Source organism: Streptomyces sp. SS8, assembly GCF_054072955.1.
Genome location: NZ_JBSVCZ010000005.1, coordinates 131626 through 156282 on the forward strand (window position 1 = coordinate 131626; position 24657 = coordinate 156282).

Annotated in this window: 22 protein-coding genes and 1 pseudogene; 14 read left to right on the forward strand and 9 right to left on the reverse strand. The window is 72.1% G+C overall.

Annotated features, from left to right (window positions below):
* Window positions 1-37: 37 nt before the first annotated feature.
* Window positions 38-1711 carry a glucose-6-phosphate isomerase gene (gene pgi / locus ACW69E_RS07110; RefSeq protein ID WP_457497325.1) on the forward strand — a complete coding sequence of 558 codons (1674 nt, stop codon included), beginning with the start codon at window positions 38-40 and terminating at the stop codon, window positions 1709-1711.
* A gap of 183 nt (window positions 1712-1894) precedes the next feature.
* On the opposite strand, the gene opcA is transcribed toward pgi, so the two are convergent.
* From opcA to tkt, 4 genes are read right to left on the reverse strand one after another with little or no spacing between them, the layout of a single operon-like run.
* A complete protein-coding gene (gene opcA / locus ACW69E_RS07115; protein WP_457497326.1) occupies window positions 1895-3697 on the reverse strand; it encodes a glucose-6-phosphate dehydrogenase assembly protein OpcA in 1803 nt (600 codons plus the stop codon).
* A complete protein-coding gene (gene zwf / locus ACW69E_RS07120; protein ID WP_457497327.1) occupies window positions 3694-5220 on the reverse strand; it encodes a glucose-6-phosphate dehydrogenase in 1527 nt (508 codons plus the stop codon). Before zwf ends, opcA begins: the two co-directional genes overlap by 4 nt.
* A gap of 5 nt (window positions 5221-5225) precedes the next feature.
* The gene (gene tal, locus ACW69E_RS07125) at window positions 5226-6344 is read right to left on the reverse strand and encodes a transaldolase (RefSeq protein WP_457497328.1); all 1119 of its coding nucleotides are present in this window, start codon (window positions 6342-6344) and stop codon (window positions 5226-5228) included.
* Between the two features lie 36 nt (window positions 6345-6380).
* Window positions 6381-8474, reverse strand: a complete 2094-nt coding sequence (gene tkt, locus ACW69E_RS07130; RefSeq protein WP_457497329.1) for a transketolase — start codon at window positions 8472-8474, stop codon at window positions 6381-6383.
* A 423-nt stretch (window positions 8475-8897) separates the two neighbouring features.
* On the opposite strand from tkt, the gene ACW69E_RS07135 reads away from it, so the two are divergent.
* Window positions 8898-9872, forward strand: coding sequence for a heme o synthase (locus ACW69E_RS07135; RefSeq protein WP_457497330.1), 975 nt, complete (start codon window positions 8898-8900; stop codon window positions 9870-9872).
* Window positions 9873-10010: 138 nt separating this feature from the next.
* On the forward strand, window positions 10011-10361 hold the full coding sequence (locus ACW69E_RS07140) for a hypothetical protein (protein ID WP_457497331.1): 351 nt from the start codon (window positions 10011-10013) through the stop codon (window positions 10359-10361).
* Between the two features lie 200 nt (window positions 10362-10561).
* On the opposite strand, the gene ACW69E_RS07145 is transcribed toward ACW69E_RS07140, so the two are convergent.
* The 3 genes from ACW69E_RS07145 to ACW69E_RS07155 all read right to left on the reverse strand — a co-directional run bounded on the left by ACW69E_RS07145 (window position 10562) and on the right by ACW69E_RS07155 (window position 13487).
* The gene (locus ACW69E_RS07145; RefSeq protein WP_457497332.1) at window positions 10562-11575 is read right to left on the reverse strand and encodes a COX15/CtaA family protein; all 1014 of its coding nucleotides are present in this window, start codon (window positions 11573-11575) and stop codon (window positions 10562-10564) included.
* A gap of 102 nt (window positions 11576-11677) precedes the next feature.
* Window positions 11678-12409 carry an ABC transporter permease gene (locus tag ACW69E_RS07150; RefSeq protein WP_457497430.1) on the reverse strand — a complete coding sequence of 244 codons (732 nt, stop codon included), beginning with the start codon at window positions 12407-12409 and terminating at the stop codon, window positions 11678-11680.
* 151 nt (window positions 12410-12560) lie between these two features.
* Window positions 12561-13487, reverse strand: a complete 927-nt coding sequence (locus ACW69E_RS07155; RefSeq protein ID WP_457497333.1) for an ABC transporter ATP-binding protein — start codon at window positions 13485-13487, stop codon at window positions 12561-12563.
* 271 nt (window positions 13488-13758) lie between these two features.
* Here ACW69E_RS07155 and ACW69E_RS07160 point away from each other — a divergent pair, with 271 nt between their 5' ends.
* The 11 genes from ACW69E_RS07160 to ACW69E_RS07210 all read left to right on the forward strand — a co-directional run bounded on the left by ACW69E_RS07160 (window position 13759) and on the right by ACW69E_RS07210 (window position 23111).
* Window positions 13759-14550: a helix-turn-helix transcriptional regulator gene (locus tag ACW69E_RS07160; protein ID WP_457497334.1), complete on the forward strand. Its 792-nt coding sequence runs from the start codon at window positions 13759-13761 to the stop codon at window positions 14548-14550.
* Window positions 14547-15968, forward strand: a complete 1422-nt coding sequence (sufB, locus tag ACW69E_RS07165; RefSeq protein ID WP_457497335.1) for a Fe-S cluster assembly protein SufB — start codon at window positions 14547-14549, stop codon at window positions 15966-15968. The genes ACW69E_RS07160 and sufB overlap by 4 nt, the downstream gene beginning before the upstream one ends.
* Before the next feature lie 111 nt (window positions 15969-16079).
* Window positions 16080-17261, forward strand: coding sequence for a Fe-S cluster assembly protein SufD (gene sufD, locus ACW69E_RS07170; protein WP_457497336.1), 1182 nt, complete (start codon window positions 16080-16082; stop codon window positions 17259-17261).
* Window positions 17258-17617: a non-heme iron oxygenase ferredoxin subunit gene (locus ACW69E_RS07175; protein ID WP_457497337.1), complete on the forward strand. Its 360-nt coding sequence runs from the start codon at window positions 17258-17260 to the stop codon at window positions 17615-17617. Before sufD ends, ACW69E_RS07175 begins: the two co-directional genes overlap by 4 nt.
* Before the next feature lie 6 nt (window positions 17618-17623).
* Window positions 17624-18388, forward strand: a complete 765-nt coding sequence (gene sufC / locus ACW69E_RS07180) for a Fe-S cluster assembly ATPase SufC (protein WP_279949817.1) — start codon at window positions 17624-17626, stop codon at window positions 18386-18388.
* Window positions 18389-18512: 124 nt separating this feature from the next.
* A complete protein-coding gene (locus ACW69E_RS07185; protein WP_457497338.1) occupies window positions 18513-19769 on the forward strand; it encodes a cysteine desulfurase in 1257 nt (418 codons plus the stop codon).
* 46 nt (window positions 19770-19815) lie between these two features.
* A complete protein-coding gene (sufU, locus tag ACW69E_RS07190; RefSeq protein WP_237879070.1) occupies window positions 19816-20295 on the forward strand; it encodes a Fe-S cluster assembly sulfur transfer protein SufU in 480 nt (159 codons plus the stop codon).
* Window positions 20292-20627, forward strand: a complete 336-nt coding sequence (locus tag ACW69E_RS07195) for a metal-sulfur cluster assembly factor (protein WP_206346530.1) — start codon at window positions 20292-20294, stop codon at window positions 20625-20627. The genes sufU and ACW69E_RS07195 overlap by 4 nt, the downstream gene beginning before the upstream one ends.
* Window positions 20628-20774: 147 nt before the next feature.
* The gene (locus ACW69E_RS07200; RefSeq protein ID WP_206346531.1) at window positions 20775-21095 is read left to right on the forward strand and encodes a DMT family transporter; all 321 of its coding nucleotides are present in this window, start codon (window positions 20775-20777) and stop codon (window positions 21093-21095) included.
* 94 nt (window positions 21096-21189) lie between these two features.
* The gene (dapD, locus tag ACW69E_RS07205; protein ID WP_457497339.1) at window positions 21190-22188 is read left to right on the forward strand and encodes a 2,3,4,5-tetrahydropyridine-2,6-dicarboxylate N-succinyltransferase; all 999 of its coding nucleotides are present in this window, start codon (window positions 21190-21192) and stop codon (window positions 22186-22188) included.
* A gap of 83 nt (window positions 22189-22271) precedes the next feature.
* The gene (locus tag ACW69E_RS07210) at window positions 22272-23111 is read left to right on the forward strand and encodes an EI24 domain-containing protein (RefSeq protein WP_457497340.1); all 840 of its coding nucleotides are present in this window, start codon (window positions 22272-22274) and stop codon (window positions 23109-23111) included.
* A 25-nt stretch (window positions 23112-23136) separates the two neighbouring features.
* Here the strand turns inward: ACW69E_RS07210 and dapA are convergent, their stop codons facing one another.
* Both dapA and ACW69E_RS07220 read right to left on the reverse strand, forming a co-directional pair.
* A complete protein-coding gene (gene dapA, locus ACW69E_RS07215; RefSeq protein ID WP_457497341.1) occupies window positions 23137-24030 on the reverse strand; it encodes a 4-hydroxy-tetrahydrodipicolinate synthase in 894 nt (297 codons plus the stop codon).
* Window positions 24031-24088: 58 nt separating this feature from the next.
* Window positions 24089-24657: pseudogene (locus ACW69E_RS07220) on the reverse strand (Uma2 family endonuclease).

A 24657-nucleotide genomic window follows, 5' to 3' on the forward strand; every position in this document is an offset into this window, starting at 1 on the left:
GCGGGGTCCGTACGACAGGAATGGACTGATTTCCCAGATGAACGCTGAAGGCCGCGGCAGGCTCGACCGGATGCCGCAGTGGCAGGCGCTGGCCAGGCACCGCGAGGAACTGGGGGAGGTGCACCTGCGCGAGCTGTTCGCCGCCGATCCGCGGCGCGGCGAGCGCTACGGCGTCCGGGTCGGCGACCTGTACCTGGACTACTCCAAGAACCTGGTCACGGACGAGACCCTGCGGCTGCTGCGCGAGCTGGCCGAGGCGACCGGGGTGGCGCGGCTGCGGGAGGCGATGTTCCGCGGCGAGCGGATCAACACCACCGAGGACCGGGCAGTCCTCCACACCGCCCTGCGCGCCCCGCGCGAGGCGGTGATCGAGGTGGACGCCGGGGCCGGGGAGGGCGGGGGAAACATCGTGCCCGCCGTGCACGCCGTGCTCGACCGGATGTCCGCCTTCGCCGAGGCGGTGCGGGCCGGGAAGTGGGCCGGGCACACCGGTCTGCCCGTCAGGCACATCGTCAACATCGGCATCGGCGGATCCGACCTGGGCCCGGCGATGGCCTTCGAGGCGCTGCGCGCCTACACCGACCGGGAACTGGACGTCCGCTTCGTCTCCAACGTGGACGGCGCGGACCTGCACGAGGCGCTGCAGGGCCTGGACCCGGCCCGGACGCTGTTCGTCGTCGCCTCCAAGACCTTCACCACGATCGAGACCATCACCAACGCCACCTCCGCCAGGGACTGGCTGCTGGCCGGTCTGGGCGCGGGAAGGGAGGCGGTGGCCAAGCACTTCGTGGCGCTGTCGACGAACGCGGAGGCGGTCGCGGAGTTCGGCATCGACACCACGAACATGTTCGAGTTCTGGGACTGGGTCGGCGGACGCTACTCCTACGACTCGGCCATCGGCCTCTCCCTCATGATCGCCATCGGCCCGGAGCGCTTCCGCGAGATGCTCGACGGCTTCCGCACCGTCGACGAGCACTTCCGCACCGCGCCGCCCGAGGAGAACGCCCCGCTGCTGCTGGGCCTGCTGGGCATCTGGTACGGCGGCTTCTTCGGGGCGCAGTCGCACGCGGTGCTGCCCTACAGCCACTACCTGTCGAAGTTCACCGCCTACCTCCAGCAGCTCGACATGGAGTCCAACGGCAAGTCCGTGGACCGGCAGGGCGAGCCGGTGGACTGGCAGACCGGTCCGGTGGTGTGGGGCACGCCCGGCACCAACGGCCAGCACGCCTACTTCCAGCTGCTGCACCAGGGCACCAGGCTGATCCCGGCGGACCTGATCGGCTTCGCCCGGCCCGTGGCCGGCCTGGAGCCCACGCTGGCGGCCCAGCACGACCTGCTGATGGCCAACCTCTTCGCCCAGGGCCAGGCGCTCGCCTTCGGCAAGACCGCCGAGGAGGTCCGAGCCGAGGGCGTCGCCGAGGAGCAGGTCCCGCACCGCACGTTCCGCGGCAACCGCCCCACGACGACGATCCTGGCCTCCGAGCTGACCCCGTCGGTGCTGGGGCAGCTCGTCGCCCTCTACGAGCACAAGGTGTTCGTCCAGGGCGCGGTGTGGGACATCGACTCCTTCGACCAGTGGGGTGTGGAGCTGGGCAAGGTGCTCGCCAAGCGCATCGAGCCCGCGCTGACCGAGGGCACCGAGGTGGAGGGGCTGGACGCCTCCACCTCGGCCCTGGTGGCCCGCTACCGCTCGCTGCGCGGCCGGGACTGACGAGCGGCCCGGGACGGGCCGGACGGACCCCGGCGGACCCCCGACGGGACACCGGCCCGCACCGGCGCCCGCACGCCCTGCGGGCGCCGGTGGCCCTCCCGCAACGGCGGCGGCCCCGCTCCCTCCGGAACTCGCCGGAGGGAGCGGGGCCGCCGCGTTCGGTACGGGCTCCCGCGGCGCCGGTCAGCCCCGGACCGACTCGGGCAGGAGGGCGGCCGCCTGCTCGTCGAGGATCCACAGGGTGCGCTCGCGTCCGCGGGCACCCGCCGCGGGGGTCCGCGCCGGGTCGCCGGCGGTCAGCGCGCCGGCAGCGGCCTCGGCCTTGTCCTCGCCCGCCGCCAGCAGCCAGACCTCCCGGGCCGCCCGGAGGGCCGGGAGGGTGAGGGAGATCCTGGTCGGCGGCGGCTTGGGCGCCCGCCGTACACCGACGACCGTGCGCCCGGTCTCCTCCGCGGCCGGGTGGCCGGGGAAGAGCGAGGCCACATGGGTGTCCGGGCCCAGCCCCAGCAGCAGCACGTCGAAGGCGGGCACCGCCGCGTCCGTACCGCCGCCGTCGCCGTCCGTACCGCCGTCGCCGGGACCGCTCTCACCGGCGGCCGCGGCCAGCTCCGCCGCGTACGCCCCGGCGGCCGCGTCCACGTCGTCGCCGTGGGGACCGTCGCCGGCGGGCATCGGGTGGACGCGCGACGGCTCCAGGGGGAGGGAGTCCAGGAGCGCCTCGCGGGCCTGGGTGTGGTTGCGGTCCGGGTCGCCGTCGGGCAGGAACCGCTCGTCGCCCCACCACACGTCGACGCGGGACCAGTCCACGCCGTCCCGTCCCGGGGCCTGTGCCAGGGCGGCGAGCAGGGCGTTGCCGTTGCGGCCCCCGGTCAGGGCGACGTGGGCCCGGCCGCGGGCGGTCTGCGCGTCCACGATCGCGGTGATCAGACGTGCGGCCGTGGCCCGGGCCATCCGCTCCTTGTCCGGGTGGACGACGATCTGCGGGGGAGCCTGCTCCCCGCCCGGGGCCCGCGCCGCCTGAGCCTGCGCCGCCTCGGCCGCCTCCATCTCGGCGACCTGCCCGCGCACCAGGCGGTCGAGGCCGAAGCGGACGGCGCCCGCGTAGGTCTCGTCCGGGTCCAGGCGCCGCAGCTCCTCGGCGATCAGCTCGGCCGTGGAGCGCCGGTGCAGGGCCACGCTCCGGTCCGGCTGGCCCGGCACCGAGAGCGTCGCCAGCGAACCGTCGCCGCGGTCCAGGCAGATGTCGCCCTCCTCCGTCGCCAGCCGCACCGCCGTGATGCCGGGGCCGCCGGAGAGCACGCGCTCGACGGGGACGCCCAGACGGTCGGCCAGCCACAGCGCCAGCAGCTCCGAACTGGGGTTGTACTCCTCGCCCTCGACCACCGCCCGGGTCACACGGGCCTGCTTCTGGTCCAGGGCGGCGGCCAGCACGCTGCGCCACAGGGTGACACGGGTCCAGGAGAGGTCGGTGTCGCCCGGCGCGTAGGAGCCGGCACGCCCCCTGAGGGCCGCGACCGGGTCCTCGGTCTCCGCCGCGTCGGTGATGCGCCGCTGTGCCAGGGCGCCCAGCGGGTCCTTCGAGGGGTACTCGGGCGGATCGGCCGGCCACCACACCACGACCGGCGCGTCCGGCAGCAGCAGGGGCAGGACGACGCTGTGGGCGTGGTTGGCCAGTTCGCCGTGGAGGCGCAGCAGGACCGTCTCGCCGGTGCCGGTGTCGCCGCCCACCCGCACCTCGGCGTCGAGCCGGGCCATGGCCCGGTCGCGGGGCGAGCGGCCCGGGCGCCGAACCACGACGAGGATGCGGGAGGGATGCTCCTTCGACGCGTCGCTGGCCGCCTTCAGCGCGTCGTAGTGGCTGCCCTCGTCGGTGACGATGACGAGGGTGAGCACCATCCCGACGGCCGGGCTGCCCATCGCCCGCCGCGCTCGTACCAGGGCCGCGTTGATCCGGCCGGAGGTGGTGTCGGTGAGGTCGATGTTCATGGCCGCCGCCAGCTCCGTCCGTCGCGTGCGAGCATCTCGTCGGCCGCCTGGGGACCCCAGGTCCCGGCGGTGTACGGCTCGGGCCTGCCGTGCGCGTCCCAGTACTCCTCGACCGGGTCCAGGATCTCCCAGGAGCGCTCGACCTCCTGGTGCCGGGGGAAGAGGTTGGCGTCGCCCAGCAGCACGTCCAGGATGAGCCTCTCGTACGCCTCGGGGCTGGACTCGGTGAAGGACTCGCCGTAGGCGAAGTCCATCGTCACGTCGCGGATCTCCATCGAGGTGCCGGGCACCTTGGAGCCGAACCGGATCATGACCCCCTCGTCCGGCTGCACCCGGATGACCAGGGCGTTCTGGCCCAGCTCCCGGGTGTCGGTGGCGTCGAAGGGGGAGTAGGGGGCGCGCTGGAAGACCACCGCGATCTCGGTGACCCGGCGGCCCAGCCGCTTGCCCGTGCGCAGGTAGAAGGGGACCCCCGCCCAGCGGCGGTTGTCGATCTCCAGCTTGATGGCGGCGTAGGTGTCCGTCCGGGAGGCCGGGTCGATGCCCTCCTCCTCCAGATAGCCGGGCACCTTCTCGCCGCCCTGCCAGCCCGCCCGGTACTGGCCGCGCACGGTGTGCAGGCCCAGGTCCTTCGGCAGCCGCACCGCGTTGAGCACCTTCAGCTTCTCGGTGACCAGCGCCTTGGCGTCGAAGGAGACGGGCTCCTCCATCGCGGTCAGGGCCAGCAGCTGGAGCAGGTGGTTCTGGATGACGTCGCGCGCGGCGCCGATGCCGTCGTAGTAGCCCGCGCGGCCGCCGATGCCGATGTCCTCGGCCATCGTGATCTGCACGTGGTCCACGTAGGAGCGGTTCCACAGGGGCTCGAACATCGTGTTGGCGAAGCGCAGCGCCAGGATGTTCTGGACGGTCTCCTTGCCCAGGTAGTGGTCGATCCGGAAGACGTCGGACTGGCGGAAGACCCGGTGGACGACCCTGTTCAGCTCCTGGGCGCTGGCCAGGTCGTGGCCGAAGGGCTTCTCGATGACCGCGCGGCGCCAGGATCCGTCGGGGGCCTCGGACAGCTGGTGCTTCTTGAGCTGCTCCAGGACGGTGGGGAAGAACTTCGGCGGCACCGAGAGGTAGAACGCGAAGTTGCCCCCGGTGCCGCGGGACTTGTCCAGCTCGTCGATGGTGGACTTCAGCCGGGCGAACGCGTCGTCGTCGTCGAAGACGCCGGGGACGAAGCGCATCCCCTCGCCGAGCTGCCGCCAGACCTCCTCGCGGAAGGGGGTGCGGGCGTACTGTTTGACCGAATCGTGCACGACCTGGCAGAAGTCCTGGTCCTCCCACTCGCGGCGGGCGAAGCCGACGAGGGAGAAACCCGGTGGGAGCAGGCCCCGGTTCGCCAGGTCGTAAACGGCGGGCATCAGCTTTTTTCGTGACAAATCGCCTGTGACGCCGAAGATGACCAGTCCCGACGGCCCCGCGATGCGCGGGAGCCGCCGGTCCTGTGCGTCACGCAGCGGGTTGGCTGCGCTGCTCACCTGCTCTATGCCTCCTTCGGCGCGAGGCGCTTCAGCTCGGCCTCGGTGGAGGCCAGCAGATCGTTCCAGGCCTGCTCGAACTTGTCCACGCCCTCGACCTCGAGCTGCTCGACGACCTCGTCGTAGCCGATGCCGAGCTTCGCGATCGCGTCGAGGTCGGCGCGGGCCTGCTCGTAGGTGCCGCGCACGGTGTCGCCGGTGATCTCGCCGTGGTCGCCGACGGCCTCCAGGGTGGCCTCCGGCATGGTGTTCACCGTGTTCGGCGCGACCAGCCCGGTGACGTAGAGGGTGTCGGGGTAGCCGGGGTCCTTCACACCGGTGGAGGCCCACAGCGGACGCTGCCGGTTGGCGCCGGCGGCCTCCAGGGCCGTCCAGCGGTCGGAGGCGACGACCTCCTCGTACGCCTGGTAGGCCAGCCGTGCGTTGGCCAGCGCCGCCTTGCCGCGCAGCGCCAGCGCCTCCTCGGTGCCCAGGGCCGTCAGCCGCTTGTCGATCTCGGTGTCCACCCGGGAGACGAAGAACGACGCCACGGAGTGGATCTCCGACAGGTCCAGCCCCCTGGCCTTCGCCTGCTCCAGACCCTCCATGTAGGCGTCCATCACCATCCGGTAGCGCTCCAGCGAGAAGATCAGCGTGACGTTGACGCTGATGCCCGCGGCGATGGTCTCCGTGATCGCCGGAAGCCCGGGGGTGGTGGCGGGGATCTTGATCAGGGTGTTGGGGCGGTCCACCAGCCAGGCGAGCTGCTTGGCCTCGGCGACCGTGGGCCGTGTGGCGTGGGCCAGCCGCGGGTCCACCTCGATGGAGACCCGGCCGTCCTGCCCGTTCGTGGCGTCGAAGACCGGGCGCAGGATGTCGGCGGCGTCGCGGACGTCGGCGGTGGTGATCATCCGGATCGCCTCCTCCACCGTCACACCGCGGGAGGCGAGGTCGGTGAGCTGCCGGTCGTAGCCGTGCCCCTCGGAGATCGCCTTCTGGAAGATCGACGGGTTGGTGGTGACACCCACGACGTGCTGCTCGTTCAGCAGCTCGGCGAGGTTGCCGGACGTGATGCGCTGGCGGGACAGGTCGTCCAGCCAGATCGCCACGCCTTCGTCACTCAGGCGCTTGAGTGCGTCTGTCATGAGGAATGCATCTCCTGATCTCGTTGCCTGTTGGCGTCAGCGTGCGGCGGCGGCGACGGATTCCCGGGCGGCGGCGGCGACCGCCTCGCCGGTCAGGCCGAACTCCCGGTAGAGCACCTTGTAGTCGGCGGAGGCGCCGAAGTGCTCCAGGGAGACGATCCGGCCGGCGTCGCCGACATAGCGGTGCCAGGTCAGACCGACACCGGCCTCGACGGCCACGCGCGCCCGGACCGACGGCGGCAGCACGCGCTCGCGCCAGGTGCGGTCCTGCTCCTCGAACCACTCCAGGCACGGCATCGACACCACCCGGGCGGGCACGCCCTCGGCCTGGAGCGACTCGCGCGCGGCCACGGCGAGCTGCACCTCCGAGCCGGTGGCGATGAGGATCACCTGCGGCTCGCACTCGCGCCCCTGGGAGTCCGTGGCCTCGAACATCACGTACCCGCCGCGGGCGGCGTCCTCGTTGGGCTCGTAGGTCGGCACGTTCTGCCGGGTCAGCGCGACGCCGTGCGGGGCAGGGCGGTCGCCGTGGCGGCGCATGATCTCGCGCCAGGCGATCGCGGTCTCGTTGGCGTCGGCCGGGCGGACCATGTTCAGGCCCGGGATGGCGCGCAGCGCCGCCAGGTGCTCGACCGGCTGGTGGGTCGGGCCGTCCTCGCCCAGGCCGATGGAGTCGTGCGTCCACACGTAGGTGACCGGCAGCCCCATCAGGGCCGCCAGCCGCACCGCCGGACGCATGTAGTCGGAGAACACCAGGAAGGTGCCGCCGTAGATCCGGGTGTTGCCGTGCAGCGCGATGCCGTTCATGGTCGAGCCCATGGCGTGCTCGCGGATGCCGAAGTGCACCGTGCGGCCGTACGGGTCCGCCTCCGGCAGCGGGTTGTCCGCCGGGAGGAAGGACGAGGAGGCGTCGATGGTGGTGTTGTTGGAGCCCGCGAGGTCGGCGGAGCCGCCCCACAGCTCGGGGATCACACCGCCCAGCTCCTTGAGCACCGCGCCGGACGCCTTGCGGGTGGCCATGTCCTTGCCGGCGGGGAAGGAGGGCAGCGCCTTCTCCCAGCCCTCGGGCAGCCTCCCGGCGCTGATCCGGTCGAACTCGGCGGCGCGGTCGGGGTTGGCCCCGCGCCACTTGGCGAGCTCGTCCTCCCAGGCACGGCGCGCCCGGCGGCCCCGGTCCACGACCTCACGGGCGTGCCGGAGGACCTCGTCGGCCACCTCGAAGTCCTTCTCCGGGTCGAAGCCCAGCACCCGCTTGGTGGCCGCGACCTCCTCCTCGCCCAGCGCGGAGCCGTGTGAGGCCTCGGTGTTCTGCGCGTTCGGCGCGGGCCAGGCGATGATCGTGCGGGCGGCGATCAGGGAGGGCCGCTCGGTCTCCTCCCGCGCCGCCTTCAGCGCCGCGTACAGCGCCTGGACGTCGAAGTCGCCGCTGGGCGCCTGCTCGATGCGCTGGACGTGCCAGCCGTAGGCCTCGTAGCGCTTCAGGACGTCCTCGGACAGCGCGGTCGCGGTGTCGCCCTCGATGGAGATGTGGTTGTCGTCGTACAGGGCGACGATGTTGCCCAGCTTCTGGTGGCCGGCCAGCGAGGAGGCCTCGGCCGAGACCCCCTCCTCCAGGTCGCCGTCGGAGACGATCGTCCAGATGGTGTGGTCGAAGGGGGAGGCGCCCGGGGCGGCCTCCGGGTCGAACAGACCGCGCTCGTAGCGGGCGGCCATCGCCATGCCCACGGCGTTGGCGATGCCCTGGCCCAGCGGGCCGGTGGTGGTCTCGACCCCGGCCGTGTGGCCGTACTCCGGGTGGCCCGGGGTCTTGCTGTCCCAGGTGCGGAAGGCCTTCAGGTCCTCCAGCTCCAGCCCGTAGCCGGACAGGTACAGCTGGATGTACAGCGTCAGGCTGGTGTGGCCGGGGGAGAGGACGAACCGGTCCCGGCCCGTCCACCGCGCGTCGGACGGGTCGTGCCGCATCAGCTTCTGGAAGAGCAGGTACGCCGCCGGAGCGAGGCTCATGGCGGTACCGGGGTGTCCGTTACCGACTTTCTGCACGGCGTCCATCGCCAGGACCCGTACGGTGTCGACAGCCCGCTGATCCAGTTCGGTCCACTCGAGATCTGTGGTGGTCGGCTTGGTGCTCACCCTGCGTCAGGGCTCCTCTCCACATGTCGAAGGCCGGTGTCTGTCAGGTCACACCGGGCGGTGTCGAGCGTACCCTCGCCAGGGTTCCCTCTTTCGGCCCGCTCACCCTTTGGGAAGCGGGGAGAACGAATCGTTTGAAACCGGGCGCTCCACGGTCCTCACCTGGGCATCTGTGGGGCGCCGGGCGCACATGAGCGCGACCTCGAGGTGCCGCGCGAGGCCCCCCGCGGCTCCTGTCCGCGCCCCGCCGGGGCACCCCCCGGCGGGGCGCACCGACACGGGCGACCCCCGGGGCGAGCGGCGTATGGCCAGCGTCTACAGTGGCGTGGTAGGTGCGAGTCGTGAGGGGGCCTGCGAAGGTCCGGACTCGCTTGTTCCCACGCGGCGCGAGCCGCGCATGTCGCATCGTGATCAGGGGTGTCCGTGACGGCCGTCGAATCCCGTCCCGCGGGTGGGGATACCGCCCACACCCGAGGGGTTGTGGGGGAGCTCGATCAGAGCCCAGCACACCGGCCGCTCGGGGCCCGTATCAAGGGCTATGTGGCGCTGACCAAGCCGCGGATCATCGAACTGCTGCTGATCACCACCATTCCGGTGATGTTCCTCGCCGAACAGGGCGTCCCCGACCTGTGGCTGGTCCTGGCGACCTGCCTGGGCGGCTACCTGTCGGCGGGCGGCGCCAACGCGCTGAACATGTACATCGACCGCGACATCGACGCGCTGATGCACCGCACCGAGCGGCGCCCCCTGGTCACCGGTGTGCTGACCCCGCGCGAGGCCCTGGTCTTCGGCGTCACGCTGGCCGTGGTCTCCACGCTGTGGTTCGGCTGGACGGTCAACTGGCTCTCTGCGGCGCTGTCCCTGGGCGCGCTGCTGTTCTACGTGGTCGTCTACACGATGATCCTCAAGCGGCGCACCGCCCAGAACATCGTCTGGGGCGGCATCGCCGGCTGCATGCCCGTGCTCATCGGCTGGTCGTCGGTGAAGAACGAGGTGAGCTGGGCCGCCGTCGTCCTCTTCCTGGTCATCTTCTTCTGGACGCCGCCGCACTACTGGCCGCTGTCGATGAAGGTCAAGGACGACTACGCCCGCGTCGGGGTCCCGATGCTCCCGGTCGTCGCGGGCAACCGCGCGGTGGCCCGGCAGATCGTGGTCTACAGCTGGGTCATGGTGGCCGTCTCGCTGACCCTGTGGCCGCTGGGCTACGTCGGCTGGTTCTACCCGCTGGTCGCGCTCGCCGCGGGCGGCTGGTGGCTGTGGGAGGCGCACGCCCTCCAGGCCAGGGCCAAGGCCGGGGTCACGGGCGCCAAGCTCAAGGAGATGCGGCTGTTCCACTGGTCCATCACCTATGTGTCGCTGCTGTTCGTGGCGGTGGCGGTGGACCCCTTCCTGCGCTGATCCCGCACCGGTTCCGCATACGCGTCCCGCACCGCTCCCGCGCCGGCGCCGTACCGCCCGCGGGTCGGCGCCGGGCGTGGCGCAGGCCACCCGGAGCGGCGGTCGCCAGGCGATCTACCCATCGGTAGCATCCTGTTCATGGACAGCACACAGCAGGCGGAAGAGACCGGGCCCGACGCCAAGGCCCAGCGCTGGGTGACCAAGCTCGCCAAGGAGATCACCGCGTTCGCCAAGGAGCACGGCGGCGGCGCCGACGCCCAGATCTCCTACATCGGCGAGCGCGGCGTGCGCATCGTCCTCGTCGGCGAGGACGGCGGCTGGGGAGATCTGGTGGCTCCTTCCCACGAGGTCGCGCAGAAGGCCGCGCAGAAGGCGGGCGTCACCGTCCACGAGGCCCTCGACGGGGACCTCGCCGCCCGGATCCGCACCGGCCCCTACGAGTGGGAGCGGATGGCGGGCATCCAGGTCGGGGGCCCCAAGGACCGCTGACGCGCCCGAGGACCGCTGGTGCGAGCGCGCGGCCGGACGGCCCCGAGGGCCCGCCGGCCCGCGTTCCGCCGCCGCCTTCCGGTGTTCGTCCGCCGCCCGGCACGGATGCGCGAAGCCCGGTACGGCCGTGCCGTACCGGGCTTCGCGCATCCGTGCCGTGGTCCCCGCCCCGGGCCCGGGCGACCCGCGCCGCCGGGGTCCTACAGGCCGGACGCGGCCGGCTCCGGCCGGCCGGCGGGCACGGGGGCCGCGGCCGCGGTGTCCGCCACCGGGGGCAGACCGCGCTCGCGCAGCGACAGCAGCATCCGCAGGGTGGCGACCCACACCAGGCAGGAGCCCAGCAGGTGCGCCGCGACCAGCGCTTCCGGCAGCTCGGTGAAGTACTGGACGTAGCCGATGACGCCCTGTGCCAGCAGGACCAGGAAGAGGTCCCGGGTGCGGACGAGAGGGTTCCGGGGCGCGTCCACGGCCCGCAGCGCCAGCCACAGCAGCACGGTCAGGGCCACCACGGCCCAGGCCAGCAGGGCGTGCACCCTGGCGGTCGTCTCCCAGTCCACGCCCATCCGCGGCACATCGCTGCTGTCGCCCGCGTGGGGGCCCGCGCCCGTCACCATGGTGCCGACGACGATCAGCAGCACGGACACGGCCGTCAGCGCCGCCGCGAGCTGCCGGATCCGCGGCCCGGCCAGCGGGCGCGGCGCTTCGTCGCCCTCGCGGGCCCGCAGCCAGGTGACGGTGGTGACCGTGATGAGCACGCTGGCGAGCAGGAAGTGCGCGGCGACGGTGTAGGGGTTCAGCCGCAGCAGCACCGTCACACCGCCCAGCAGGCCGTTGGCGACGACCAGCCAGAACTGCGACCAGGCCAGACGCGACAGGCCCCGGCGGCGCGGCTTCGCCGAGCGGACCGCGACGATCGCCCAGCCGACGGCGGCGCACAGCACGTACGTCAGCAGACGGTTGCCGAACTCGATGGCGCCGTGCAGCCCCATCTCGGGTGTGGCGACCAGGCTGTCCCCGCTGCACTTGGGCCAGGTGTCGCACCCCAGCCCCGAGCCGGTCAGCCGCACCACCCCGCCGGTGACCACGATGAGCACGCTCAGGACGAGCGCGGTCAGGGTGGCGCGCTCCACGGTGCGCTGGGCGGGGGTCCAGCGCCTGGCGACGTACGCGACGGGGTTTCGCGCGAATTCGAGCAGATTGGGCACGGACACCATGGTAGGCGGGCGCTTGTGCAAGCTTTCACGAGGGGGCGCGGTCAGGCTGGCCGCACTCCCCGCGCTCCTTGCGCGCGCCGCCCGTACGGAGGGCGGAGGCGGTCATTCCCAGCGGAAGAAGCGGGCCGCGGCGGCCAGACCCGCCACCGCCCACACGCCCAGGACCGCCAGACTCCCCCAGGGCATCCCGGCCCCGTCCCGCAGCACCTCGCGCAGCCCCTCGGAGAGCGCGGAGATCGGCAGCAGCTCCAGGACCGCGCGCACCGGCTCGGGGAACTTCTCCAGCGGCACCACCACCCCGCCGCCGACCAGCAGCAGGACGAAGACGAGGTTGGCCGCCGCCAGCGTCGCCTCGGCCCGCAGCGTCCCGGCCATCAGCAGTCCGAGACCGGAGAACGCCGCCGTCCCGGCGACCAGCAGCAGCGCCACGGCGAGCGGACCGCCGTGCGGAGACCATCCCAGCGCCAGGGCCACCGACGTCAGCAGCGCCACCTGCAGCACCTCGATGACCAGCACCGCGCACGTCTTGGCCGCCATCAGCCCCCAGCGGGGCAGGGGGGAGGCGGCCAGCCGCTTGAGGACGCCGTAGCGCCGCTCGAAGCCGGTGGAGATCGCCTGGCCGGTGAAGGCGGTCGAGAGCACGGCCAGCGCCAGCACGCCCGGTGCCAGGAAGTCCACGCGTTCGCCCCCGCCGCCTCCCTCCCCGGCCAGGTCCACGATGTCCACGGCGCTGAACAGCACCAGCAGCAGAGTGGGGATGACGACCGTCAGCAGCAGCTGCTCGCCGTGCCGCAGCAGCAGCCGGGTCTCCAGCGCGGCCTGCGCGGCGATCATCCGGGGCAGCGGGGCCGCGCCGGGGGCGGGGGCGTATGCGCCCGGCCCGGTGTTCTCCGTACTCACGACCGCAGCTCCTCGCCCGTCAGCTCCAGGCTGTGTTCTTCCGGGGGGCGACCCCCGGGCCCCCGGCCGGTGTGTGGGTACCGCCTCACGACCGCAGCTCCTTGCCCGTCAGCTCCAGGAAGACGTCCTCCAGTGTGTGCCGCTCCACCGCGATGCCGTCCGGCATCACCCCGTTCTGCGCGCACCAGGAGGTCACCGTGGCCAGGAGCTGGGGGTCGACGGTGCCGGTCAGGCGGTAAGAGCCCGGGGCCGTCTCGGCGGCGGCGGTGTCCGGCGGCAGCGCCTTCAGCAGCGAGCCCAGGTCGAGGCCGGGGCGCCCGGTGAAGCTCAGGGTGTTCTCGGCGCCGCCGCGGCACAGCTCCTCGGGGCTGCCCTGCGCGATCACCCGGCCCTCGTCGATGATCGCGACGTCGTCGGCCAGGGTCTCGGCCTCGTCCATGAAGTGGGTGCTCAGCACCACCGTCACGCCGTCCGCGCGCAGCTCCCGCACCAGCTCCCAGGCGGAGCGGCGGGCCTGCGGGTCCAGGCCGGCGGTCGGCTCGTCCAGGAAGACCAGCTCGGGCCGCCCGACGACGGCCATGGCCAGCGCCAGGCGCTGCTGCTGGCCGCCGGACAGCCGCCGGTAGGGGGTGCGGCCGCAGCCGGCCAGTCCCAGCCGTTCGATCAGCGTGCCGGGGTCCAGCGGGCGGGCGTGCAGCGCGGCCATGTGGCGCAGCATCTCCGCGGCGCGGACGGTGGGGTAGACCCCGCCGCTCTGGAGCATCACGCCGATCCGGGGCCGCAGCGCGGCGGCGTCGGCGACCGGGTCCAGGCCCAGGACGCGTACGGTGCCCGCGTCCGCGCGGCGGTAGCCTTCGCAGGTCTCGATGGTGGTGGTCTTGCCGGCCCCGTTGGGGCCGAGGACGGCGGTGACGGTGCCGCGTTCGACGGTGAGGTCCAGCCCGTCCACCGCCGTCCTGCTCCCGTACCGCTTCACCAGTCCCGCGACCTCGACGGCCGCCGTGTCTCGCATACGGGCGAGTCTAGGAGCCCGTCCGCGCGCCGCCCCCGCAGGGCCGTGCCACCGCCCTGTCCGTGGCGTCCCGCCCGCGCGGCCGGTGTCCGGGTAAGGCGCGCCTTACGTGATGCATCCCATCCGGGCCGGTCAGGGCGCGGCTTGCCCGTCTCCTCGGAATTACGCAACAATGGCGTTGTGAAAAAGCGCACCCGCCGTCACCGGCGGCCCGGCCGCGGCGGGCGGGAGCGCTGCGGACCCGGGGCGGAGTGAGGAGGCGCGAGAGCATATGGCGGCCCACCAGGGCGGCGGTGACACCCGCGCCCCCGTACACCCGGCCCCGGACGAGCACCACGGCACCCGCAACAAGGTCGCGCGCTCCATCCTCGACCACGGCCCGTCCACCGCGGCCGAACTGGCCCAGCGGCTGGAGCTCACCCAGGCGGCGGTCCGCCGCCATCTGGACGCGCTCGTCTCCGAGGGCGTCGTCGAGCCCCGTGAGAAGCGGGTCTACGGCTCGCGCGGCAGGGGCCGCCCCGCCAGGTCCTTCGCGCTCACCGACTACGGCCGCAGCGCCTTCGACCAGGCCTACGACCAGCTCGCCGTCGACGCCATGCGCTGGATAGCCAAGGCCGCCGGCGGCGGCGAGAAGGGGCGGGCCGCGGTCGCGGACTTCGCCCGCGCCCGGGTCGCCGCCCAGGCCGAGCGGTACCGCGCCGAGCTGGAGGGGGCCGCGCCCGGGGAGAGGGCCAGGGTTCTGGCCGAGGCCCTGTCCAGGGACGGGTACGCTGCCACCGCGCGCGGCGCGCCCGCCTCCAGCGGAGAGCAGCTCTGCCAGCACCACTGTCCGGTGGCGCATGCCGCCGAGCAGTTCCCGCAGCTGTGCGAGGCGGAGACGGAGGTCTTCTCCCGCCTGCTCGGCACCCATGTGCAGCGTCTGGCCACCATCGCCCACGGCGACGGGGTGTGCACGACGTTCATCCCCAAGGGGGCCTCCGGGGCGGTACCCGGGACACCCAAGACATCCAAGACCACCGCAGCGACAGCATCTGCAAGTACAGCCGGGAGGAACCCCGCATGACTCTCCCCACGGAGACTGCCCACCCTGAGCTGGAGGGCCTGGGCAAGTACGAGTACGGCTGGGCCGACCCGGACGCCGCCGGCGCCTCGGCCAAGCGCGGCCTCTCCGAGGAGGTCGTCCGCGACATCTCGGGCAAGAAGTCCGAGCCGGAGTGGATGCTGAAGCTCCGCATGAAGGGCCTGAAGCTCTTCGAGAAGAAGCCCATGCCGAACTGGGGCTCGGACCTGAGCGGCATCGACTTCGACAACATCAAGTACTTCGTGCGGTCCACCGAGAAGCAGGCCCAGACCTGGGAGGACCTGCCGGAGGACATCAAGAACACCTACGACAAGCTGGGCATCCCCGAGGCCGAGAAGCAGCGCCTGGTCGCCGGCGTCGCCGCCCAGTACGAGTCCGAGGTGGTCTACCACCAGATCCGCGAGGACCTGGAGAGCCAGGGCGTCATCTTCCTGGACACCGACACCGCGCTCAAGGAGCACCCGGAGCTGTTCCAGGAGTACTTCGGCACCGTCATCCCGGCCGGCGACAACAAGTTCGCCGCGCTGAACACCGCGGTGTGGTCCGGCGGCTCGTTCATCTACGTGCCCAAGGGCGTCCACGTGGACATCCCGCTCCAGGCCTACTTCCGGATCAACACCGAGAACATGGGCCAGTTCGAGCGGACGCTGATCATCGTCGACGAGGACGCCTACGTCCACTACGTCGAGGGCTGCACCGCGCCGATCTACCAGTCCGACTCGCTGCACTCGGCGGTCGTGGAGATCATCGTCAAGAAGGGCGCCCGCTGCCGCTACACGACCATCCAGAACTGGTCGAACAACGTGTACAACCTGGTCACCAAGCGCGCCGTGGCCTACGAGGGCGCGACGATGGAGTGGGTCGACGGCAACATCGGCTCCAAGGTGACCATGAAGTACCCGGCCGTCTACCTGATGGGCGAGCACGCCAAGGGCGAGACCCTCTCGATCGCCTTCGCGGGCGAGGGCCAGCACCAGGACGCCGGCGCCAAGATGGTGCACATGGCGCCCAACACCTCCTCCAACATCGTCTCCAAGTCGGTGGCGCGGGGCGGCGGCCGCACCTCCTACCGCGGTCTGATCGAGATCGGCGAGGGCGCGGAGAACTCCAAGTCCAACGTGCTGTGCGACGCGCTGCTGGTGGACACCATCTCGCGCTCGGACACCTACCCCTACGTCGACGTCCGCGAGGACGACGTGACGATGGGCCACGAGGCGACGGTCTCCAAGGTCAGCGACGACCAGCTGTTCTACCTGATGCAGCGCGGTCTGTCCGAGGACGAGGCGATGGCGATGATCGTGCGCGGCTTCGTCGAGCCGATCGCCAAGGAGCTGCCCATGGAGTACGCCCTGGAGCTCAACCGGCTGATCGAGCTGCAGATGGAGGGCGCGGTCGGCTGACCGCCCGGCCACCCGCCCTTCCCCCTCCGTGACCGTGAGCCGGTTCCCGGGCGCAGAAGAAGCCCGGGGACCGGCGAACACAGAAGACAGAGAGTGAGCAACACGACAGCCATGGCTGAGGCTCAGAACATCCCGGCCGGGTCCACGACCGCCGGATCCATCGCGGTGGCGGCCGAGTCCACCGTCGCCACCCGGATGAGCGCCCCGCCGTCCTTCGACGTGGCGGACTTCCCCGTGCCGCACGGCCGCGAGGAGGAGTGGCGCTTCACCCCGCTGGAGCGGCTGCGGGGCCTGCACGACGGCACCGCCGAGGCGGGCGGCGGCGTCAAGGTCGACGTCTCGGCGCCCGACGGCGTGACGGTGGAGACCGTCGGCCGCGACGACGCCCGGCTGGGACGGGCCGGCAAGCCCGTCGACCGGGTCGCCGCACAGGCCTACAGCGCCTTCGAGAAGGCCGCCGTCGTCACCGTGCCCAAGGAGACCGTGCTCACCGAGCCGATCCGGGTGAACATCCAGGGCCAGGGCGGCGTCTCCTACGGGCACACCGTCTTCGAACTGGGCGCTTTCGCCGAGGCCGTCGTCGTCATCGACCACACCGGCGACGGCGTACGCGCCGCCAACGTGGAGTACGTGCTGGGCGACGGCGCCAAGCTGACGGTCGTCTCCGTGCAGGACTGGGCCGACACGGCCGTGCACTGCTCCCAGCACAACGCGCTGATCGGCCGCGACGCCACCTTCAAGTCCGTGGTCGTCACCTTCGGCGGCGACGTGGTGCGCCTGCACCCGCGCGTCAACTACGCCGGCCCCGGCGGCGAGGCGGAGCTGTACGGCCTGTACTTCACCGACGACGGCCAGCACCAGGAGCACCGCCTCTTCGTCGACCACGAGGCGTCCAACTGCCGCAGCAACGTCGTCTACAAGGGCGCCCTCCAGGGCCAGGACGCGCACGCGGTGTGGATCGGCGACGTGCTGATCCGGGCCTCGGCCACCGGCACCGACACCTACGAGCTCAACCGCAACCTCGTCCTCACCGACGGCGCGCGGGTGGACTCGGTGCCCAACCTGGAGATCGAGACCGGCGAGATCGTCGGAGCCGGCCACGCCTCGGCCACCGGCCGCTTCGAGGACGAGCAGCTGTTCTACCTGATGGCGCGCGGCATCCCGGAGCAGGACGCCCGCCGCCTGGTGGTGCGCGGCTTCTTCGCCGAGCTGGTCCAGCAGATCGGCCTGCCCGACCTGCAGGACCGCCTCATCGCCAGGATCGATGAGGAACTGGAGGAGTCGGTCGCATGAGCACCGGCGAAAGCGCGGTGGGCAGCGCGGGCTTCGTCCGCGTCGCCTCGCTCGGCGAGCTGGAGGAGGACACCCCCAGGCGGGTGGAGATCGGCGGCGTCCCGGTCTCGCTCGTCCGCACGCGGGGGGAGGTCTTCGCGATCAACGACATCTGCTCGCACGCGAACGTCTCGCTCTCCGAGGGCGAGGTGGAGGACTGCCACATCGAGTGCTGGCTGCACGGGTCCAGCTTCGACCTGCGCACCGGCAAGCCCGACGGACCGCCCGCCACGCGTCCCGTCCCCGTATACCCCGTCAAGATCGAAGGAGACGGCCCCGACGCGGCCGTGCTCGTCTCCACCACCCAGGAGTCCTGAAGCCCCATGGCAACGCTTGAGATCCACGACCTGCACGTCTCCGTCGAGGCCGAGAACGGCCCCACCGAGATCCTGCGCGGCGTCGACCTGACCGTGAAGCAGGGCGAGACGCACGCCATCATGGGCCCCAACGGCTCCGGCAAGTCCACCCTCGCCTACTCGCTGGCGGGCCACCCCAAGTACACGATCACCGGCGGCACCGTCACCCTGGACGGCGAGGACGTCCTGGAGATGAGCGTCGACGAGCGCGCCCGCGCCGGCGTCTTCCTCGCCATGCAGTACCCGGTCGAGGTGCCCGGCGTGTCCGTCTCCAACTTCCTGCGCACCGCCGCCACGGCCATCCGCGGCGAGGCCCCCAAGCTGCGCACCTGGGTGAAGGAGGTCAAGGAGGCCATGGAGCGCCTCAACATCGACCCCGCCTTCGCCGAGCGCAACGTCAACGAGGGCTTCTCCGGCGGTGAGAAGAAGCGCCACGAGATCCTCCAGCTGGAGCTGCTCCGGCCGCGGATCGCGATCCTCGACGAGACCGACTCCGGCCTGGACGTCGACGCGCTGCGCATCGTCTCCGAGGGCGTCAACCGCGTCCGCGAGACCGGTGAGGTCGGCACCCTGCTGATCACCCACTACACGCGCATCCTGCGCTACATCAAGCCCGACCACGTCCACGTCTTCGCGGCCGGCCGGATCGCCGAGTCCGGTGGCCCGGAGCTGGCGGACAAGCTGGAGGAAGAGGGCTACGAGGCCTACGTCAAGGGCGACCGGACGGCGTGAGCCGCATCCGCGGGGCCGCCCCGGCGGCCCCGCGCACCGAGGGCGCCCCCGGCCCGGCCGGACGGGCGCGCAATGGGGTACCTCCGGGACGTGAGGCCACGGGGGAGAACGGAGAAACACGAGCGTGACACAGCTGCCGGGCCTTCTCGACACGGACGCGATCCGCAAGGACTTCCCGCTGCTGGACCGCACGGTCCACGACGGGAAGAAGGTCGTGTACCTGGACAACGCGGCGACCTCCCAGAAGCCGAACCAGGTCCTCGACGCGCTGAACGACTACTACGCGCGGCACAACGCCAACGTCCACCGCGGCGTCCACGTGCTCGCCGAGGAGGCCACGGCGCTGTACGAGGGGGCGCGCGACAAGGTCGCCGCCTTCGTCAACGCCCCGAGCCGCGACGAGGTGATCTTCACCAAGAACGCCTCGGAGTCGCTCAACCTCGTGGCGAACATGCTCGGCTGGGCCGACGAGCCCTACCGCGTCGACGACCGGACCGAGATCGTCATCACGGAGATGGAGCACCACTCCAACATCGTGCCCTGGCAGCTGCTGGCGCAGCGCACGGGCGCGAAGCTGAAGTGGTTCGGTCTCACCGACGACGGCCGTCTGGACCTGTCGAACATCGACGAGATCATCACCGAGCGGACCAAGGTCGTCTCCTTCGTGCTGGTCTCCAACATCCTGGGCACGGTCAACCCGGTCGAGGCGATCGTCCGGCGCGCCCAGGAGGTCGGCGCGCTGGTGGTGGTCGACGCCTCCCAGGCCGCCCCGCACATGACGGTGGACGTCCAGGCGCTCCAGGCCGACTTCGTGGCCTTCACCGGCCACAAGATGTGCGGGCCGACCGGCATCGGCGTGCTGTGGGGCCGCCAGGAGCTGCTGGAGGACCTGCCGCCTTTCCTCGGCGGCGGCGAGATGATCGAGACCGTCTCGATGCACTCCTCCACCTACGCCCCCGCGCCCCACAAGTTCGAGGCGGGCACCCCGCCGATCGCGCAGGCCGTCGGGCTGGGCGCTGCCGTGGACTACCTGACCGCGATCGGCATGGACCGCATCGCCGCCCATGAGCACGCGATCACCGAGTACGCGGTGCGCAGGCTCCAGGAGGTCCCCTCCCTGAGGATCATCGGCCCGTCCACGGCCGATGACCGCGGCGCCGCGATCTCCTTCGCGCTCGGCGACATCCACCCCCACGACGTGGGCCAGGTGCTCGACGAGCAGGGCATCGCCGTCCGGGTCGGCCACCACTGCGCCAGGCCCGTCTGCCTCAGGTACGGAATTCCCGCGACCACCCGGGCGTCGTTCTATCTGTACTCCACTCCGGCGGAGGTCGACGCCCTGGTGGAGGGGCTGGAACACGTACGGAACTTCTTCGGTTGATGTTCCGTGACCGACGACGGACGACCGCAGTGGCTGAAGGTGACTCGTGAAGCTTGACTCCATGTACCAGGACGTGATCCTGGACCACTACAAGCACCCGCACGGACGGGGGCTGCGCGACGGCGACGCCGAGGTGCACCACGTCAACCCGACGTGCGGCGACGAGATCACCCTGCGGGTGAGGATGGACGGCTCCACCGTCGCGGACGTCAGCTACGAGGGGCAGGGCTGCTCCATCAGCCAGGCCAGCGCCTCGGTGCTGAACGACCTGCTGGTCGGCAAGGATCTGGCCGAGGCGCGCCGGGTCCAGGAGACCTTCCTGGAGCTGATGCAGTCCAAGGGCCGGATCGAGCCGGACGACGAGATGGAGGAGGTCCTGGAGGACGCGGTCGCGTTCGCCGGGGTCTCCAAGTACCCGGCACGCGTGAAGTGTGCCCTGCTGAGCTGGATGGCATGGAAGGACGCCACCGCCCAGGCCCTGGGCGACGGCTCCGCCGAGAAGAAGGCCGAGGAGAGGACCGCATGAGCGAGACGCCGACCACGACGAAGCCGGCGAGCGAGGACGAGGTCCGCGAGGCGCTGTACGACGTGGTGGACCCCGAGCTGGGCATCGACGTCGTCAACCTGGGCCTGATCTACGGCATCCACATCGACGACGACAACACCGCCACACTGGACATGACGCTGACGTCCGCGGCCTGCCCGCTGACCGACGTGATCGAGGACCAGGCGAAGTCGGCGACCGACGGCATCGTCAACGAACTGCGCATCAACTGGGTCTGGATGCCGCCGTGGGGTCCGGACAAGATCACCGACGAGGGCCGCGAGCAGCTGCGCGCGCTCGGCTTCAACGTCTGAGGCGCCGGACATCCCGGGCACCGGGCGAGACCCGGGCGCCCAGCGCCTTCCCCGCCGGCCGGGGCCCCTTCGCGGGCCCCGGCCGGCGGCGTGCGCGGGGGGTGGGGCGGCCGACGGCCCCGCCGTACCGCTGCGTAGCCTCGGCACATGGCGTATCTGATGCTGGCCTGCGCGATCCTGGCCGAGGTGCTGGCGACCACCTCGATGAAGTACAGCGACGGTTTCACCCGGCTGTGGCCCACCCTGGGCACCGCCGCCGGGTACCTCGTCGCGTTCGCCCTGCTCGCGCAGACGCTCAAGACCATGTCGGTCGGCACCGCGTACGCGATCTGGTCGGGCGTCGGCACCGCCGCCATCGCCGTGATCGGCATGGTCTTCATCGGCGAGGCGGTCAACGCCGCCAGGATCACCGGGATCCTCCTGGTCGTCGCCGGTGTGGTGGTCCTCAACCTCGGCGGCGGCCACTGACGGCACCGCGGGCGCGCCCCGCGCGTGCCCGCCGCCGCGTCCGGCCGGTGGGACCGGTTCGCGTTCGCGGAAGGTGTCCGGTTAGCGTTTGGCCATGACCGAAGCACCCGCATCCGCACCCCGTACGACCGGCGCGGTCGCCGCCGGACTGGCCACCGTCGCGCTGGAGGGGGGAGCCGTACTCGACACCTGGTTCCTCGCGCCCGAGCTGACCGAGGCGCCCGGCCCCGCCGGCACCGAGCGGCTGAGCGCCGAGCGCGCCGCCGAACTGCTCGGCGACGCCGCGCCGCAGGCCCTGGGCCCGGACCCGGTCCGCGGTGTCGAGGTCATCGCCGTCCGCACCTCCATCGCCTCGCTGGACGACAAGCCCCTGGACGCGCACGACGCCTACCTGCGGCTGCACCTGCTCAGCCACCGCCTGGTGAGGCCGCACGGCCAGAACCTGGACGGCATCTTCGGCCTGCTCGCCAACGTGGCCTGGACCAGCCTCGGCCCCGTCCCCGTCGAGAGGGTCGAGCAGGTCCGCCTCGCCGCCCGCGCCGAGGGCAGGCAGCTCACGGTCACCAGCGTCGACAAGTTCCCCCGGATGACCGACTACGTCATCCCCAGGGGCGTGCGCATCGGCGACGCCGACCGGGTGCGCCTGGGCGCCCACCTCGCCTCCGGCACCACCGTGATGCACGAGGGGTTCGTCAACTTCAACGCCGGGACGCTGGGCACCTCCATGGTCGAGGGCCGCATCAGCGCGGGCGTCGTCGTCGAGGACGGCTCCGACATCGGCGGCGGCGCCTCGATCATGGGCACCCTCTCCGGCGGCGGCAAGCAGACCATCTCCATCGGCAGGCGCTGCCTGCTGGGCGCCGAGGCCGGCATCGGCATCTCGCTGGGCGACGACTGCATCGTGGAGGCGGGCCTCTACCTGACGGCCGGCACCCGCGTCGCCCTGCCCGACGGCAAGGTCGTCAAGGCGCTGGAGATGTCCGGCGCGAACAACCTCCTGTTCCGCCGCAACTCCACCACCGGAGCCGTCGAGGCCCTCCAGCGCTCCGGTTCCTGGGGTGGTCTGAACGAGGCCCTGCACAGCCACAACTGACGCGCGCCGGGTACCCCCGGCGCCGGAGGACCGGCCGGGCCCGCCGCCCCCACCGGGCGGCGGGCCCGTTACGCTGTGCGGTCATGAGTGATCTCACGGCCGGAGCGCGGTACCTGGGACAGGGCCAGAAGTGGGTCCTGCGCAACGGACGGTGGTTCGGCTTCGGGCTGCTGCCCGCGCTCATCACCCTGGTGCTCTACACGGTGGCCCTGACCGTCCTCGGCTTCTGGGCCGACGACCTGGCCGCCTGGGCCACGCCGTTCGCCGACGACTGGTCCTCGCCCTGGGCCGGACTGCTGCGCGGCACCTTCACCGTGCTGCTGTTCGCCGGCGGCCTGCTGATGGCGGTGCTCACCTTCACCGCCGTCACCCTGCTGGTCGGCGACCCCTTCTACGAGTCCCTGTCGGAGAAGGTCGAGGAGGCCGAGGGCGGCTGCCCCGAGGGCCCGGAGGTCTCGCTGCTGCGCGGACTGTGGATCTCCCTGTGCGACAGCCTCTACGTTCTGGCGTGGGCCCTGCCCTTCGGCGTGGTGCTGTTCCTGCTCGGCTTCGTGCCCGTCGTCGGCCAGACCGTCGTCCCCGTCGCCGGTCTCCTCGTCGCGGGGTTCTTCCTGACGCTGGAACTCGCCTCGGTTGCCATGCAGCGCCGTGACATCCCCGTCCGCGAGCGGCTGCGGATGCTGCGCGGGCGCAAGGCGCTCGCGGTCGGCTTCGGGGCGCCGCTGGCACTGTGCTTCCTGGTGCCGCTGGCCGCGGTCCTCCTGATGCCGGGCGCGGTCGCGGGCGCCGCCCTCCTGGTGCGTGACCTGACGGACGCGCCCGCCGGCGGACAGCCGGCCGCGCGGGAGCCGCGGGGGCCTCACGGGCCGCAGGGGATGTGGGCCGAGCCGGACCACCGGAGCGGTCCGGCCGGCCCGGCCTGATCCGGCCCGGGGCCGCCGGGCCGGATCACCGGGACAGCGCCGCCCTGAGGGCGTCGGCCAGGTGCGCGGTCAGCGCCTCGTCGGCAGGCAGCAGCGGCGGGCGCACCGGCCCGCCCGGCAGTCCCGCCGCGGCGAACAGCGCCTTGACCGACACCGCGCCGGGCACCTGGGACATCATCGCGTCGACCAGCGGCACCAGGGCCCGATGGCGCCGGGCGGCCCCGGCGTGGTCGCCGGCGTCGAAGGCGTCCAGGACGCCGCGTACGGCGGGCCCCGCCACGTTGGCGACCGTGCTCACACAGCCGTGGGCGCCGATCGCGCGCAGCGGCAGGGTCATCTCGTCGCAGCCGGAGTAGTAGACCAGCCCGGTGGAGCCCAGCACCTTCGCCGTCTTCATCAGGTCGTAGGCGCAGTCCTTGACCGCGCGGACGCGCGGGTGCTCCGCGAGCCGCGTCAGCGTCTCCACCGTCAGCGCGGTGCCCGCCCCGGTGCGGGCGGGGATGTCGTAGAGCATCACCGGCAGGGCGGTGGCGTCGGCGACGGCGGCCAGATGGCGGGCGACGGCCTCCTGCGTGGGACGGGAGTAGTACGGCGTGACGACCAGCAGGCCGTGGGCGCCCGCCTCCTCGGCGGCCCGCGCCAGTTCCATCGAGTGCCGGGTGTCGGCGGACCCGACACCGGCGACGATCCGGGCCCGGTCGCCGACCTCGTCGGCCACGGCCCGTACCAGCGCGGTCTTCTCGTCGTCGGAGGTGGTCGGGGACTCGCCGGTGGTGCCGCTGAGCACCAGGGCGTCGCAGCCGCCCCGGTCCACCAGATGGGCGGCCAGCCGCCGGGCGCCGGGGAGGTCCAGCGCGCCGGAGGAGTCGAACGGGGTGATCATGGCGGCGGCGACGCGGCCGAAGGGGGAGTCGGGCATGGGGCGAGTCTGGCCCACGCCGAAGCGGCCGGTCCAACCGGCCGTCCGGCCGGTCCGGTCAGCGGTCGCCCCGGCCCGAGGCGCGTTCTCGGGGGAAGTCCCGGGTGTGCAGCACGAGGTCGGCGGGGGTGCCCGTCATGTCGACCGCCTCGCCGAAGTCGACGATGAGGTGGCTGCTGTACTCGCCCTCTTGGGCCGGGTGAACAGGTGGCACTGTGCGGTGTACGGATCGACGATCAGATAGGCGGGAACCTCGGCGGCGGCGTACGCCTCGCACTTCTTGCCGTAGTCGTTGCCGCGTGTGCCGTCCGAGATCACCTCGGCGGTGTCGCCGAGCTTCGCCACATCCGGCGCGAAGCCGTTGCCGTGTCCGGGGAGGTCGATGCGTACGTCCGACTTCACCTTCACCTTCATGCCGAACCGGTCCTCCAGGGCGCGTACGATCCTGCGGATGATCTCCCAGTGCGCGTCCCGCTGCGGCGTCATATGGACGGTCCCCTCGACGATCTCCGCCTTGTAGCCCTCGGGGACGGGCATCCGCTCCAGCAGCTCGAACAGTTCGTCCAGGCTCGGTTCGCCGCCGTCGGCCATCTCGACCTCGATCCTGTCGGTGAGTTCGACGGTCAT